The sequence below is a fragment of the Kitasatospora sp. NPDC089509 genome, assembly GCF_044749365.1.
In the GTDB taxonomy this organism is placed as follows: domain Bacteria; phylum Actinomycetota; class Actinomycetes; order Streptomycetales; family Streptomycetaceae; genus Kitasatospora.
Window position 1 is genome coordinate 106,565 of record NZ_JBIVHS010000008.1, and the last position, 16,352, is coordinate 122,916.

The window sequence follows — 16,352 nt, forward strand, 5'->3', positions numbered from 1 at the left end:
GCGCCCCCCCACGAAGGGGAGCCCGGCGGCCCGCCGCTTTTCTGGAGCCGGTTCGCCTCCGGGGCGCTTCTGATCCGGTGCCGACGGTCGGCGCTCCCTCGCTCCTTCGTCGCTCCCTCGCTTCTCCCTTTCGACACCGGCGCGCCCCTTCGGCTCACCGGCTCTTGGGAGCCGGTTCGCCTCCGGGTTACGGCTCACCGGCTTTTGGGAGCCCCCTACGGCTTGGTGGCCGGCGGAGTCGCCGGTGCCCCCGGCTGGCCGGCCGGGTTGGCCGGCTGCTGCGGCGGGGTGCCCGGGGTGCCCGGGGTGCCCGGGGTGGGCGGGGTGCCCGGGACGGCCGGCGGGGTGACGGCGTACAGCTCGATGCCGTACAGCGAGTAGCCGAACTTGGTGGCCCGCGCCACGCCCTGCATCCGCAGGTACCGGGCGTTCGGCGCGTCGAAGCGCACCGTCTCGTCCCCGCCCTTGCCGTTGTCCACCGTCGCGGCGTCCGTCCAGGTGCTGCCGTCCGCCGAGACCTGGATCCGGTACGCCGAGGCGTACGCGGACTGCCAGTGCAGCACCGCCGCGCCCAGGTGGGTGGCCTGCGGCAATTGCAGCTGCACCCAGGCGTCGTCCTTGGCCGGCGAGGACCAGCGGGTCTTCGGGTCGCCGTCGGCGATCGCCGCGGCCGGGAAGTTCGGCGTCTCGTCGCCCGAGGACGACGCCTGCGCGCCGATCGCCAGGTCCGGCCCGCCGGTGGGCGGCACCACGTGCACCTGCAGCACCTGCTTGACGGTGGTGCCGCCGGCCACGTACGACACCGGCACCTGGTACGTCCCGGACGGCGTTCCCGCCGCCGCGGCGACCAGCAGCGGCACGCCGACCCGGCCGCCGCGCGGCACCGTCACCGGGCCGGCCGGGGTCACGGTCAGTCCCTTGGCGGCGGGCGGCACGTCGACCCGCAGGTCGCCGGTGGTCCCCTCCGGGCGGCCGGCCTCCACGGTGGCCTGGGTCTTCGCGGGCGCGGCGGCGCCGGTGACCACGTCCAGGGCCGGGTCGGCGAGGTTCATCCGGGCCGCCGGGGCGTCCGCGTACCAGGGGATCACCTGGTTGACGACCGGCGGGTCGCCGCCGGGCTTCCAGGTCAGCCGGAACGCGTCGGCGGGCAGCCCGCCGGCCGGCAGCTCGTTGTAGCCGGGCTGCACGGTGCCGATGTCGGTCCAGCCGCCGTCGGAGCGGCGCACCGCGACGGTGGCGGTGGCGTGCACGTTGGGGTCGGTGAGCACGGTCAGCCGGTCCAGCGGGCGGGCGGCGCCGAGCTCGACCACGAGCGGCGCGTCCTGCGCGGTGGGCGGCTTGGCGGCCCGGTACGCGGTGTCCGGGTTGCCGTCCAGGACGGCGGCGGGCGAGGAACCGGGCAGCGCGGCGGGCCCGCCGGAGACGCTGGCCGGGGACTCGTCCGGGGCGGTGACGGTGAACTCGCGCACCGCGACGGCGGTCTTCTGCGCCGCGGTGGCCCGCAGCCGCACCGCCCGCACCACGGTGCCAGGCGGCAGCTGGGCGCCGACCGTCTTCTGGTTCTTCACCACGGCGAGCTGCTTCCAGCCGCCCTCGCCGGTGCTGTACTCCAGCACGCCGTCCCGGATGTAGTCGTCGACGGCGGTCCGGGCGTCCGGCCCGTCGCCCCAGCCGCCCATCAGCACGGTGACGCCGCTGATCGGCCGGCCGGCGCCGAGGTCCACGCCGACCGAGTCGCCGGGCTGCGGGGGAGTGGAGCTCCAGTAGAAGGTGTCGGCCTGGCCGTCGGTCATCAGCGCGGGCAGGTGGTCGTGGGCGGTGCCCATCGAGGTGGTGGGGGTGACCCCGCCGCTGACCACGCCGGACCAGTTGTCGGCGGCCCGCACGGCCCGGTCCAGGAACGGGCCGAGCACGCCCGCGCCGATGGTCGCCGGGGCCTGGGCGAGCTGGGCGCGCAGCCGGTTGAGCTGCACCCGGGCCTTCCAGGCCGCCGCGCCGTCGCCGCCGTGCTGGGCGAGCAGCATGTCCAGTGCGGCCTGCCCGGCCAGCCCGTAGTCGCGCAGCGGGCCGAGCCAGGGGCCGGCCTCGGCGGCCAGCTGGGCGGTGGCGTCGGTGCCGGCCAGGGTCTGCTGGGCGCCCGCCATCGCGGTGAAGGCGTCCCGCAGCGGGGCGGCGGCCGCGATCAGTTTGGTCAGGTCCGGCGCCGCGCCGGAGGTCGGTTCGGCGTTGGCCCAGAACTGGTCCAGCAGCGGCTGGAGGTAGCCGGACTCCTGCTTGGCCAGCGGCGAGGAGGTGCTGTTGCCGGCCAGCGCGGTGACGGCGGACAGCGCCGACCCGGCGGGGGTGGCGGCGGAGCCGGTCGGCCCGGCCAGCGAGCGCACCGCCGCGTTCCAGGAGTCGTCGGGCTTGTAGCCGGTCGGGTTCCAGGCGAAGTCGCCGGCGGTGGCGAGCGCTATCCGGGAGGCCACCGGCTGCTGCATGGCGCCGGTCAGCAGCACCGCCGAGCGGGTCGCCACCTCGGGCTCGCGGCCGGTGTAGGCGCCGAGGAACAGCCGGTCCGGGCTGGCGTCGTTGACCGGGTAGTTGTCCATGGTGACCAGCGGGTGCCCGTACAGGCTGCCGGTGTCCGAGGTCTCGGCGCCGGTGATCTTCTCCGGGATCACCCCGCCGCCGCTCCAGGCCACCTGCACCCCGGCCGGCAGCGCGTCGGCCAGCGCCTTGCGGTACGGCGTCGTGCCCTGCTTGTGGTACTCGGTCGGGACGACCGACAGCGGCGCCAGGCCCGGGTTCTCCGCGATCAGCCGGTCCTGCACCTTCTTGGCCAGCTCGGCCTGCGCCTTGGCGGCCGCGGCCGGGCCGGTGCCGTACTCGTCCCGGTCGTCGCCGCAGTGCCACTCGTCGTAGCTGACGTCCAGGAACTGCAGCTGGAACGCGGTGAAGCCGAGCTTGCGCAGCCCGTCCAGCTTGGCGACCAGCGCGTCGACGTCCTTGCCGGAGCTGAAGCAGAGCGACTGCCCGGGGTCGATCGCGTAGCCGAGGGTGACGTGGTTCTGCCGGGCCCGGTCGCCGAGCTCGCGCAGCTCGGACTGCTGGGGGACGGGGTAGGCGTCGCGCCAGCGGCTGAGCCGGAACGGGTCGTCACCCGGGGCGTAGAGGTAGAAGTTCTGCTTGGAGCGGCCCAGGAAGTCCACCTGGTCGAGCCGCTGCTGGGCGGTCCACGGGGTGCCGTAGAACGCCTCCGCGGTGCCGCGCACCGGCGCCCCGCTGGGCCAGTCCCGCAGGGTGATCCCGGGCAGCCCGAGCCCGGCCGCGCCCGGCCCCTGGCCCTGACCGGCCGGTACGGCGGCGAGCAGCTGGCGCAGGCTCTGCGCGGCGTAGAAGGTGCCGGCCGCGTCCGCGCCCGCCAGCACCACCGCGCCGTACGTCCCGCCGCCCTGGGCGGGCAGTTGGCCGACGGACAGCACGTAGCCGCCGGGCGGCATGCCCGCGGTCGACGGCGCGGAGCCGTCCTTGCCGCCGGCCGCGGCGGTCAACTGGCGCAGTGTCCGGTCCGTCTCGCCCTCGGCGCCCTCGGCGGGCCCGCCGACGTACACCACCAGCGAGCCGGCGGCCGGTGTCCCACCGTCCGGCTGCGAGGTCACCGCGGTGGCCCCGGCGATCGTCAGCACGTCGCGGACGGCGTCCACCGCGCCCCGGTCCGCCTTGGGCGCGGTCACCAGCGTCACGGCGGCGGGCACGGTGACCGCCCGCCCGGCGACGGTCTGCTCCTGCGGGTGCGGGAACACCTGGGGGTTCGTCACGCTGCCCAACGGCGTCTGCGGAGCGCTGCTCACCACGTCCGACCCGGGCACCGCCGCGTACGCCGTCGAGGGCAGCGGCCCGGCCAGCAGCCCGCCGACCACCGCCGCGGTCACCACCCCGGCCGCGATCCGCACCGCCCGCCGCCCCGGCCGCCCCGGCCGCCCGGGTCCCCGCTCCGCCCGCACCGACGCCAACAGCGGCTCCGTCCCCTTGAGATCGGCGATCAGCCGGTCCGCCGCCCGCGGCACGAGCTGACGGCAGGTCCGGGCGGTGGCCCGCCGCGCCGCCAGCGCCGCCGGGTGGTGCAGCACTTCACGCAGTGCCGGACTCTGCTCCAACTGCTGTCGCAGCCGCCGCCCGGCCGCAACGGACACACGGGCTTGCACAGGGGCCTCCTCGCCAGGCCTGGACCACAACGGTCGCAACCCCACCAGCTCCCTGAACCGGTGTCAACGTGACGGACAGCGATGCCGGTTTTGCCTGGTTCGTCCTCTGTTCCGACCGTGCGTCGGAGCGCACGAAGGGCCCGCCCCGCCGGGTGGCGGGACGGGCCCTGGCACGTGCTCAGGACGCGGACGTCAGGAGCGCGGCGGAGCGGGTGGCGCGGCCGTCCGCAGGTTCGGGACGGTCCACTGCTGGGACCCCCGGAAGTGGCAGTCCCACAGCTGCAGCCGGTTGCCGTTGTTCGTCTGCCAGCCCGGCAGGTCCAGGCAGCGCCCCGAGGCCGGGTGGTACAGCGCGTCGTTCGCCAGCGGGATCCACTTCTGCGCGGCGGTGCCGTCACAGGTTCGGTACTCCAACTGCGTGCCGTTGTCGGTACCGGAGTTCACCGGCGCCATGCACCCGTTCAGGACCCGGACGGTCCCGTCGTTGCCCAGCGAGATCTGCTGGGCGGTGCTCCCGTTGCAGTCGTAGAGCTGGATCGCGGTGCCGTTGCCGGCTACGGCGCCGTTGAGGTCCAGGCACTTGTTGGTGTCGACGTGCGAGCGGATGACGCTGGTCGCCGACGGCGCGCTGGGCGCCACGGCGAACGGGTAGACGGCGGTGCTGCCGATGCTCCCGTCGAAGCTCTCGCTCTGCTTGGACTGGTACTTGTACCGGCCCAGCTCGAACGGTCCGGCGGACGGCGGGCTGGTGCTCGCCCGGTGGACACCGGTCGCGGCGAGGACACCGTCCACGTACAGCGACATCGCCCCGGTGTCCGCGTTGTAGGACGCGGACAGCCGGGTCCACACGCCGGGCCGGAAGTTGGCGCCGGCGTTCACGGTGGACGTGTAGTCGTATGACCAGTTGTCGTCGTCGGCGTAGGAGAGGGCGAGGGTCCAGAGGCCGGTCCTGCCGTCGGCGTACAGGATGAAGTTGCTGCTGTGAACGGTGTCCTGGCTGGCGATGATGCCGCCCTTCGGGCCGGCTTTGGCCCAGGTGGAGACCGTGAAGCTCTTCCGGGAGTCCACTACCGGGCGGGACATCGTGATGTTCGATCCGGCGTCGGGGCTGAAGGCGCCCACAGTGGTGGCCCGACCGTCCACGGTGTCGCCGACCCAGCTCACGCCCGAGGCGGTGCCGTCGGTCCTCTTCTGGCCGTCCTTGACGGTGTTGCCGCCGTCGGGCGCGGCCAGCCAGTTGCCGATCGGGCGGTTGAGGTTGCCGAGCACGACCGGCTTCGTCTCCAGGCCGGTCACCGTCGGGCCGCTGTTGACGTCGGGTGCCTTGGTGCCGATACCGGCCCAGGCCACCAGTTGATTGTTGGTGTCGACGGCCCAGAGGTCCGGGACGCCGTCACCGGTGACGTCGCCGTTGGAGCCGACCTTCGGGTACAGCTTGGCGTCCACGCCGTTGGCCAGCCAGCCCTTGGTGGGCTCGGTGAACGCGGAGGCGTCGAAGGTGCCCTGGGTGCTGCCCTTCGCCAACTGGTAGGCGTGGATGGTGCCGTCCCACTTCGAACGGCCCCAGACGGTCGGGATGTTGGTGCCCTTGGTCGGGCCGGGGGTGATCAGGTCGTAGGAGTCCCAGGCCTGGCTCTGGGAGAGCAGTATGTTCGGACCGTCGAGCTTGCCGACGCTCGACGACAGCGCGAGCCAGAGCCGGCTCTTCTCGACGTAGAGCAGGGACGAACGCGGCAGGCCGGCCGTGACCGTGCCCGGATTCTTCGGAGTGTCTCCCGTAGGGGAGCCGAAGGCCGCGATCTGGGTCACCGAGGCCCAGTCCCCGCCGTTGCCGTAGTCCGAGCACGTGACCGGACTCCCGTCAGGGAGCACGCAGCGGCTGGACTTGGCGAGGGAGACGGGCGCCTGACCGTCGAGGTGGGCGGCGATGTCGTCGTTGGCGTAGAGGTACAACTCGGCGGCGCCGGGCGCGTGAGCGATCAGGTCGTCGACGTTCCGCTCGGTGAACGAGCCCCGGTGGGTGGTCTGGACGGTGCTCCAGTCCTGGTTGTCGGCAGCCCCCGGCGCCGAGGCCGGCTTGGTGTTCGGGGCCGCGTACGGGTCGGCGTTGGCGCCGACCAGTCGCAGGGAGCCGGTGCCGTCCGGCAGTAGGACGTCCGCCTTGCGGTCGCCGTCGACGTCACCCATGACCGGGTCGCCGGCGGCCGGGTTGCTCGGCACGAAGTAGGTGTAGGCGACCGGCTGCGACATGTTGCCGGCGTTGTCCTGGGTCTGCAGGTACAGGAAGTTGGTCCCCCAGTGCCAGGGGGTGTACTTCAGCTGGAAGCTGCCGTCGCCGTCCATCTTCACGACGTTGCCGCCGTCGTTGCAGTTCCACCCGGTGGCCGCGGCCTGGATCGGGTCCGTGGTCCAGCGGGCGCAGGCCAGGCCGGATGAACGGCCGCCGGTGGCAGGGGCCGGGTCGGTGCCGGTCAGGGTGAAGACACCCTCCTGGCCGACCGACTTGGGGTGCCCGCCCAGGGTGCCGGACTCCGGGAAGTCGGTCGAGGTGATCCGGGCGGTCGGCGGGGTGCGGTCGATGCGCAGGAAGCACATCTGGGAGTTGTCGCTGTCGAGCGTACCGTCGCCGGTGTGGGCGAGCCAGCCGTACTGGTGGCCGTCGATCAGCGAGCCGACGCTCACGTTCCGACGGCCCGAACTGGCGGCCCAGTCGGTCTCGTAGGTCTTCGACGAGCCGTTGTCGTCGTCGTCCCAGATCTTGAAGGTGGTCCAGAGCTGCTCGCCGGTCGGTGACCAGGTGTCGGCGCTCAGGGTCACGTCGGTGTTGACGCCGATCCAGCCCGGGTTGTCCCAGGGGTGCGCGGTGCCGGGGGTCTGGCACCGGTCGAAGGCCGCGTCACGGGCGAAGCCCGGGGTGGGGCTGGCGCCGGGGCTGCCGATGTGGGGCGCGAAGTCATAGGTGACGACGATGTGCGGGTTGTTGGCGAACCGCTGACGGAAGTACTTGTTGCCCTCGTCGTCGGGCGTGAACAGGAATGTCCAGCCGCCCCAGTGCTCGCGCGCGGCCTGGCCCATCTGACCGGTGACGTCGTACTCGACGCCGCCCTCGCCCTTGATCCAGTTGGTCAGGACCTTGGCGCATTTCCCGAGTTCCTTGCAGGGCTGGGCGTTCCAGGTGGTCCACTGGTTGATCGGATTGCTGGTGCCCGAGCCGGTCGAGTAGAGGCCCATCGGCGTGGAGGTCGACGGGCTGGACGAGGCCGCGACGGTGGCGTAGAGCTTGGCGCCCAACACCGTCGAGTCCCAGAAGGCCGAGTTCAGACCGACCTGGAAGTAGGCCCGCTCCTTGCCCTCCTTCTCGCAGCGGTGGTTGCTGTCGATGTAGCCGCAGTAACCCGCGGCCGGCTTGTCCTGGCCGTACTGGGTGCCGTTGTACTCGGGGTTGTCGGGGTAGGCCGACTGCACCTGGGCCCAGGCCTGGTTGCCGTTGTCGACGCTGGGGTTCCAGCCCGGGTCGATGTACCAGGGGCCGGTGCCCTGCCCGAGCACCGAAGCGTCCGGCACCAGGTCGATGCCGCCGCCGCTGACGGTGGCGGCGATCGGCGCGGTCCTCGCGTCGGGGCCGGGCGCCTTGCTGCTGGATCCGGCTACCGCCGGTGTGTCGCCGACCGGGGGAGCGGCCGCGAGCTTGCTCTGGGCCTTGGGCTGGGCTGCCGTGACGGGTGCGGTGGCGGCCGTCGTGGAGTCCCACATGACCGGCACGGGCGCGGTGAAGCGGGCCTTGCCCGATGCGTCCTCGGCCGTCAGGCTGCCGTTGGCGTCCGCCTTGACGGTCAGGCCGTCGGTGGCGGTGTCGAGGTGCAGCTTCTTGATCTTCGGGTCGGCCGCCGCCTTGGCGCTGCGCACGATCAGGACCTGGCGCCAGCCGCCGGCGGGAGTGGCGCTCAGTTCCAGGTCGACGTCCGGCAGGACGGAGCGGTAGAGCGCGCTGTCGCCGCTGAGTTCGGGTTTCGGCAGGTCGAAGGGCGCCTTGACCGACAGCTTCCGGCCGTCGGCCGTCGCCATGGTCGCCAGCGGGCCGCTGCCACCGCCGGAGAAGGTCAGCGAGGAAGGGACGGCGGCTGGGGCGAGCGTCCCGTCCGGGTTGGCCCGGAGCGTCGCGTCCACCGGTCGCCAGCTGCCCTCGGCGTTCTTGACCCGCTCCACCACCGGGGTGGAGTCGGTGGCCACGGTGCCGTCCGGGTTGGCGGTGGTCCGGCTGCTGCCCGTGGTCAACGCATCGACGACGACGGGCTTTCCGGTGCTCCTCGCCGTCGCCTGGGCCGCACGGATCGCGGAGACCTGAGCGGCCCGGGGGTCGGACCCGTTCTTGGCGGGCTGGGTCGGCGTCACCGGCCAGGAGGGGTCGGCGGGGCCGTGGTTGCGGTCGGCCGGGGCCGCGGCCGCGACGGTCGGCACGGCCAACAGGCCTGCGCCGAGGGAAAGTGCGGCGGTGCAGGCGAGCGGAAGCAGGGTGGCGCCGAATATCCGTTTTCTCGCTGTCCGTCGGCGAATTGCAGAAGAGAGAGGTTGTGGCCTCGACATGAAGAACCCGTCGTAGAGGAAGGTGTGAGCAGAGGTCAGCCGCACGCTGCCTTCACGGTTGCTCCACCGTCAAAGCATTTTGTCGACAGGTCGTCCGAGTTGTCGGACTGATTCCACATTGCTCGCCGTGTGACCCTCGTCACGCGATGAGATTTTAAGCTTTCTCTACCTTGAGTCGGTCGTGTGCGCCTAATGTGCCGGGGGCTTGGGCCGTTGGGGTCGGTCCGCTTAAAGGCTTGGCAATCTGTGGGGGAGTCAGGTGTCCCGTCGCTTTCGTCTGTTCACCCGAACACGCAGTTCCCGGTTGGCCACGGCCGCCGCTCTGGCTGTGTGCATGTCGGTGGTCACGCTCCCGTCGGTTCAAGCGGTCGCAAAGGCCGCCACTCCGCCCGAGGTCTGGGTGCCACCGAACACGCCGGTGCCCGACGTTCATCCGGTGAAGGGCACGAACGGCAAGCCCGCGGGGCACACGCCCGACCCGGGCAAGAAGTGGTCGCCACCAGCCGACTCCGTTCCACCATCGGGGAGAGCGACCGCCGTGCTCGGCGGCGCTGCGGTCGCCGGGAAGGCCGCCATGGCACCGGCGGCCGCCGATGCGTCGCCGACCGCCCTGCCCTCCCCGCCGGTCCAGGCGGGCTCGCTGCCGGTCTGGATCGCGCCCGTCGCGGGTGCCGGGACCGCCGCCAAGTCCGCATCGTCGGCTCCGGCGAACGACGCCCCCGCCACCGCGCCCACCCTCCAGGTCGACCTGGCCGATCAGGGCCGGACCAAGGCGGCGGGTGTCAACGGCGCTCTGCTCGCCCTCACCGACACCGGCGAGGGCGGTCGGGCCGACCGGGTGCAGATCGGGATCGACATCCAGGCCTGGGGGAAGAACGCGGGCGCCGACTGGGGCTCCCGCGCCAGGATCGTCCAGCTGCCCGGGTGTGCGCTGACCACCCCCGGCGCCGCCGGCTGCACGACCCGCACCCCGGTCCGGTCCCAGCGTGACGGGGCCACCGGCCGGCTGACGGTCGAGGTCGACGTTCCGCAGCCGGCCGCCGCCAAGCCCTCCGCCGCCAAGTCCTTCTCCGCCGGGGCGTTCGACAGCCCGGCAGCCGGCTCCTCCGCGAGCGTCGCGCTCGCCGTCGAGGCGGAGGCCAAGGGCAGCGGCGGTGACTTCACCGCCTCGCCGATCACCCCGTCCGCCTCCTGGCAGGCCGGCGCCAACGCGGGCAACTTCACCTACGGCTACACCGTCGAGCTGCCCTCTGCGCTGGCCGGTGCGGCGCCCGCCGTCTCGCTCGGCTACGACTCCTCCGCGGTGGACGGCAAGACCGCCTCCACCAACGCCCAGTCGTCCTGGATCGGCGACGGCTGGGAGTGGCACCCGGGGTCCATCGTCCGCGGCTACAAGAGCTGCAAGGACGCGGGGGTCGAAGGCTCCGGTGACCAGTGCTGGGGTGGCGACCTGCTCCAGCTCTCGCTCGCGGGCCACGCGGGCCAGCTGGTCAAGGACGACAAGTCCTGCGAGTGGCACCTCCAGGGTGAGGACGGCACCAAGGTCGAGCGGCTGACCGGTCAGAGCAACGGCGCCTGGAACGGCGAGGCCTGGCGGATCACCACCAGCGACGGCACCCAGTACTACTTCGGTGCCAACCACCTGCCCGGCGGCGACGGCAGTGACCAGGCCAGCAACTCGGTCTCCACGGTGCCGATCTACTGGCCCGGCGGTCAGGACCCGTGCCTCAAGGACGGTTCCCCGGCCACCAAGACCTGGAACCAGATGGGCTGGCAGTGGTCGCTGGACTACGTCGTCGACCCGCACCAGAACCTGATCACCTACCGGTACGAGCAGGAGCAGAACTACTACGTCCAGGGCGGCGGCCAGAACAACGGCAACGGCCCCCGGACCCAGTACCAGCGCGCCAGTTACCCGACCTGGGTCGGCTACGGTCAGCGCCTGCCCGACCAGATCGCGGCCAAGGGCAAGGCCAACCCGGCCGCCCAGGTCTGGTTCCGCACTGCGGAGCGCTGCCTGCCGGACAGCACCTTCACCTGCGACCCGTCCCAGCGCACCAAGGACAACGCCAAGCGCTGGCCGGACACCCCGATCGACCAGAGCTGCGACGCGACCGGCGACTGCACGGTCTCCTCGCCCACCTTCTGGACCACCAAGCGGCTCACGAAGATCGACACCGAGGTCTGGACCGGCAGTTCGTACCGCCCGGTCGACTCCTTCGCCCTCAACCAGTCCTTCCAGGACCCGGGTGACGGCACCTCCCCGTCGCTGTGGCTCGACTCGGTCCAGCGCACCGGCAGCAACGGGCGTACGCCGATCACCCTGCCGGCGGTCTCCTTCCAGCCCCTGCAGATCGCCAACCGGGTCAAGGGCAGGATCGTCCGCCCGGACGGCACCTCGGCCTCGATCGAGCCGTACAACCGCCCGCGCATCCAGACGATCACCACCGAGACCGGCGGCCTGATCAACGTGGTCTACGCTCCGGCGGAGTGCTCCCGGGAGCCCGGTGGCACGATGCCGGCGTCCGAGGACGGCAACACGAAGGCCTGCATGCCGGTCAAGTGGTACCTGCCCGGACAGAGCGACCCGGACCCGGTCAACGACTGGTTCAACAAGATCCTCGTGCAGTCCGTGACCCAGGAGGACAAGGTCGCGGGCGGCAACCCCGTGGTCGTCACCACCTACGTCTACGGCGGCGGCGCCGCCTGGCACCGCAACGACTCCGAGATGCCCAACCCCAAGGCCCGCACCTGGGACCAGTTCCGCGGCTACGCGACGGTCACCACCCTCACCGGTAGTGGCAGCGACGTCGAGGCACCACGCACCAAGTCGGTGGCCACCTTCCTGCGCGGCATGGACGGCGACGTCCTCGCCAACGGGTCCACCCGCCAGGTGAGCGTCAAGGACGTCAACGGCGGCAGCATCAAGGACGAGAACGTCCTGGCCGGCTACATCCGCGACTCCGCCGAGTACAACGGTGAGAACGGCGAACTCCTCGCCACCACGGTCTCCGACCCGTGGATCGGGCCGATCACCGCCACCCGTGCCCAGTCCGGCGGGATGCCCGCGATCACCGCCCGGGCGGTCAACTCCCTCAAGGTGACCAACCGGGAGAAGCTGGCCAACGGCTGGCGCACCCGCGAGCGCTCCACCACCTACGACTCGACGCCCTTCGCCCGTCCGCTGACGGTCTACGACAACGGCGACCTCGCCCACCCCGAACAACTGCTCTGCACCTCCTTCGAGTACGCCACCGGCCCCGGAGGCGCGCCGACCCAGCTGGCCTCGCACACTCTGGTCCTCAGGGGCGCCTGCGGGCAGACCCCGACCAAGGACAACACGGTCGCCGACACCCGGGCGTACTTCGACGGCCTGCCGCTCGGCAAGGCCGGTGCCATGTCGGAGCAGTCCTCGACCGAGGTCCTGGAGCGCTACGACGGCAACGGGCGGCCGGTCTACCGGACGACCGGTCGGGCCACCTTCGACGCCTACGGCCGCGTCACCAGTACGGTCGACCCGACCCGCACCGACGCCACCCACCAGACCGGCGCCGAGACCAGGACCGCCTACTCCCCGGCCACCGGCCAGCTGCCGACACAGGTCACCCACACCAACCCGATGGGCTGGCAGACGGTCAGCACCCTGGACGTCGGCCGCGGCTCGCCGCTCAAGATCAAGGACGAGAACGGCCGGATCAGCGAGCAGGACTTCGACTCCCTCGGCCGCGCCGTGGCCGCTTGGAGCCCCGGCAACGACCGGGCCAAGAACCCGAACCGTCCCAACCGCAAGATCTCGTACTCGGTCAACGGCACCAACGCGCCGTCCCAGGTGCTCAGCCAAGCGCTCATGGGTGACCTGAAGACCTACACCTCCAGCTTCACCATCTACGACGGTCTCGGCCGCGTTCGGCAGACCCAGGCCAGCACCCCTTCGGGTGCCACCGGCCGCATGATCACCGACGCGCTGTTCGACTCGCACGGCTGGCAGACCAAGACCAGCGCCGCCTACTACAACGACCAGGCCCAACCCGGCGGCCAACTCTTCCTCCCCAACGGCGGGGTACAGCCGGACAGCAAGATCCCTGCTCAGACCGTCCAGAAGTTCGACGGCATGGGCCGCACCGTCGACTCGATCTTCCAGTCCTACGGCATTGAGCAGTGGCGCACCCACACCGACTTCGTCGGCGCCGACGAGGTCCGCGTCACCCCGCCGGCCGGCGGCTACGCCTCGGCGACCGTCAAGGACGCCCGCGGCAACACCGTCGCGCTGCGCCAGTACAAGTCCAACACCCCGACCGGCGCATACGACGAGACCACCTACGGCTACTCGCCGGAGGGCAAGGAGCTCTGGCGCAAGGACGCGGCAGGCAACACCTGGTCCTATGAGTACGACCTGCTCGGTCGGCCGGTGAAGACCACCGACCCCGACTCGGGCACCGGGACCACCTCGTACGACGACAGCAAGAATCTGACCACCGCCACGGACTCGCGCGGCAAGAGCGCGACCACCGTCACCGACCTGCTCGGCCGCACCGTCGCGGCCTACGAGGGAACGGCGGTCGACCCGGGCAAGCAGGTCGCCGACTGGACGTACGACAGCCTGGCCCTGGGGAAGCCGACCTCCTCGACCCGGTACGTCGGCGGGGCAAGCGGATCCGCCTACCGGTCCGAGATCACGGGCTACGACGTCGGCTACCGCGAGAAGGGCAGCAAGACCACCATCCCGGCCACCGAGGGCAAGCTCGCCGGGGTCTACCAGAGCGACAACACCTACGACGCGGCCGGCCGCCTCGCGAGCACGGTGATGCCGGGCGTCCCGGCGGCGAACCTCGGCCGTGAGACGCTCAACTTCACCATCGACACCGGTGGACAACTGGTCGGACTGAGTAGCGCCTTCGGCTTCGACCCGTCGACCACGTACATGGCCGACGTCCGCTACGACCCCTACGGTCGGCCGTACCGCACCACCGTCGGCGGCGCCGGCACTCAGGTCGTCGCCACGATGGTGATCGACGACGCCACCGGTCGGGTCATGCGCTCGATCCTCGACAAGCAGACCGCCACCACCGCCCACGTCGACTCGGTCGACTTCACCTACAACCCGCTGGGCCAGGTCACCTCGGCCCGCAACGCCCAGGACGGCGAAGTCGCCGACCTGCAGTGCTTCACCCACGATTACCTCGGCCGCCTCACCCAGGCCTGGACCGACACGGGGACCCAGAGCACCAAGCCGCAGCCGAGCGTGCCCGGCATCGGCGCCTGCACCAACTCCGACGGCCCGTCCATCGGCGGCGCGCCGAGCGTAGGCGGTCCGGCCCCGTACTGGCAGCAGTACGAGTACGACCTCATCGGCAACCGCACCAAGCTGGTCCAGAAGGACGTCACCGGCAACGCCGACAAGGACGTCACCACCACCCAGACCTTCGGCACCGGCCCCAACACCCCGTCCGGCGACCCGAAGACGGGCGGCGGCACGGGCGGCCCGCACGCGCTGATGAAGTCCACCCGGACCGGTCCGGCCGGCACCGCGGTGACCTCGTACACCTACGACGCGGCCGGCAACACCACCGCGATCACCGACACGCCGGGCACCAGGACGCTGACCTGGAACGCCCTGGGCAAGCTCGACCAGATCACCGGCACCGGCGAGAACGGCGCCACCAGCTACCTGTACGACGTGTCGGGCAACCAGCTGATCCGCCGTGACCTCGGCAAGACCACGCTCAACCTCGGCGCGGACCAGATCACCCTGGACACCAATAGCGGCGTGGTCACCGACGTCCGTAGCTACGCGGCCTCCGACGGCCTCTCCATCACCCGCACCACCAGCAGCGGTTCGTCCACGCTCGCTTACCAGAGCGCGGACCCGCACGGCACCAACGGCGTCCAGTTCGACGCAGGAACCCTCGCCCACGTCCGCCGTCCCACCGACCCCTTCGGCAACGACCGCGGTACCCAGCCCGCGGCCGGTGTCTGGGCCGGCGACAAGGGCTTCGTCGGCGGCACCAAGGAGAAGTCCACCGGCTTCACCCTGCTCGGCGCCCGCGAGTACGACCCCGGCACGGGCCGCTTCATCAGCCCCGACCCGATCACGGACCCCGGCGATCCCCAGCAGTGGAACGCCTACGCGTACGCCAACAACAGCCCGATCAACAAGTCCGACGCCAACGGCCTGCGCGTCGACTGCAACCAGGAAACCGAGTGCACCGGCTGGTACGGGGACTCCCACGGCAATGTCACCGACATCGACCAGGTGGCTCCCAAGCGCCCGTTCAAGCCCGAGCCGGCGCCCACGCCGGAGGTGCAGAAGGCGAAGGCCGCCGCTGACGACGCGAACAAGGCCGTCAACGAGAACAAGCGCAAGCGCGATGAACTCGTGCACAAGGTGGTCGACATCGTCGGCGATCTGATCGGCTTCAACGACGCCCGCGACTGCTTCACCAAGGGCGACGTGATGGCCTGCATCAACACCGCCCTCAACACCCTGCCCTGGGGCAAGATCTTCAAGGCCATCAAGGTCGGCATCCAGGCTTTGAAGATCTACAAGGAGATCACCAGGGTCTACGACGCGATCAGGGGCGGCGAACGCGCGGCGAGGGAAGCCGAAGCCGCCTACGTCACCGCCAAGACAGCCGCCTCCGAAGCCCGCGCAGCCGAAGCAGCGGCAGCCAAGGCAGCCGAAGAAAAAGCAGCAAAGGAAACAGCAGGCGACGCGGCAGGGACCGAAGCCAAGCCAAGCAAGGCTGAGGCAGACGCATCGCCGAGTCCTGAGAAGTGCAACAGCTTCCCGGCGGCAACCCTGGTGCTGATGGCGGACGGCACCTCGAAGGCCATCGGTGACGTGCACGACGGCGACGTCGTCATGGCAACCGACCCGCAGACCGGTGAAACCCGTCCCGAAACCGTCACCGCCACCATCACCACCCCCGACGACAAGGACTTCACCGACCTCACCTTCAGCGAGGACGCCAGCCCCCGCGGCCCCCCGGCCGCCGGCCAGTTGAAGATCACCTCCACCCACCACCACCCCTACTGGAGCGAGACCCGCAAGCAGTGGGTCGACGCTGGTGATCTCACCCCCGGCGAACAGCTCCGCCAGCCCGACGGCACCACCGTCACCATCCAGTCCGTCCGCAACTACCCCTACGCCGTCACCACCCACAACCTCACCGTCAGCCTGCTCCACACGTACTATGTGCTCGCGGGCGCTACGCCGGTCCTGGCCCACAACTGCGACACCATCAGCCCGCACGAGCTCGAGCGCACGGAAGCCCTTACCACACCAGAGTCTCGGGAAAGGGTCGACTCATATGCGGCCACCATGCGAGAGGAGGGGTCCTACCCGAAGGACTGGGATCCGATCCAGGTTCACCAGCAATACGGTCGGACCTACGTCATAGACGGCCATCATCGTGTTAAGGCTGCCAAGGAAGCCGGTGTTGATGTCCGCTATGAGGTGCTCTCTGAGGAAGGGGTTCTCGCGTGGGGGTACAAGAGCTTGGATGAAGTGATTTGGCGTGCTGTGGAAGTGGGGAGGGATTTCCCCAGTAGTCAAGGTGGCCGGCGGGGGAGGAGGTAGTC

Annotated in this window: 3 protein-coding genes; 1 reads left to right on the top strand and 2 read right to left on the bottom strand. The window is 71.2% G+C overall.

Translation table 11 applies throughout. The features are described from left to right. Positions 1-215 precede the first annotated feature (215 nt). Complete coding sequence (locus ACIP4P_RS19220; RefSeq protein WP_400919962.1) at positions 216-4,187, bottom strand: beta-N-acetylglucosaminidase domain-containing protein; 3,972 nt, start codon at positions 4,185-4,187, stop codon at positions 216-218. A gap of 192 nt (positions 4,188-4,379) precedes the next feature. Continuing rightward, the gene (locus tag ACIP4P_RS19225; protein WP_400920292.1) at positions 4,380-8,645 is read right to left on the bottom strand and encodes a ricin-type beta-trefoil lectin domain protein; all 4,266 of its coding nucleotides are present in this window, start codon (positions 8,643-8,645) and stop codon (positions 4,380-4,382) included. A gap of 664 nt (positions 8,646-9,309) precedes the next feature. Between ACIP4P_RS19225 and ACIP4P_RS19230 the strand changes: the two genes are divergently transcribed. Then, entirely contained in the window at positions 9,310-16,350 is a 7,041-nt protein-coding gene (locus ACIP4P_RS19230) for an RHS repeat-associated core domain-containing protein (RefSeq protein ID WP_400919965.1), read from the top strand. Positions 16,351-16,352 lie beyond the last annotated feature (2 nt).